The organism is Kurthia sp. Dielmo (assembly GCF_000307285.2).
Classification (GTDB): Bacteria; Bacillota; Bacilli; order Bacillales_A; family Planococcaceae; genus Kurthia; species Kurthia populi.
In genome coordinates, this window is the sequence record NZ_CAEP01000209.1 from 1 (window position 1) to 433 (window position 433).

Below are 433 nucleotides of genomic sequence, written 5' to 3' on the forward strand. Positions count from 1 at the left end.
ATATGTGCCGGGGTGGCGGAACTGGCAGACGCACAGGACTTAAAATCCTGCGGTAGGTGACTACCGTGCCGGTTCGATTCCGGCCCTCGGCACCATTTATTATTAAAATAAATATTATATTTGCGCCCATAGCTCAATTGGATAGAGCGTCTGACTACGGATCAGAAGGTTGTGGATTCGACTTCTGCTGGGCGCACCATTGTTCTTTGAAAACTGGATAAAACGACATTGAAAGTAACAAACAAATTTCTTTTTAAAGATTTTTATTATTATTAAGTTTTTATTTTTTTAGGCTTAATAACTTATTGTTTGATTTCACATTAGATGCAAGCTAATCAACGACATGAGGGCGGACAAAACGGAGTGTACTTCAGTACATGAGTATTTGGACAACTAATATGGAGGCAGAGTAGCGTAGCAGATAATGATGAAA

At 39.5% G+C, this 433-nt stretch carries 2 tRNA genes; both read left to right on the plus strand.

The window, feature by feature from the left end:
• The first annotated feature begins 6 nt into the window (after window positions 1-6).
• Window positions 7-95 (plus strand) — tRNA-Leu (locus KTHG_RS00270).
• Between the two features lie 27 nt (window positions 96-122).
• Window positions 123-199: transfer RNA gene (locus tag KTHG_RS00275), tRNA-Arg, on the plus strand.
• The last annotated feature ends 234 nt before the right edge of the window (window positions 200-433 follow it).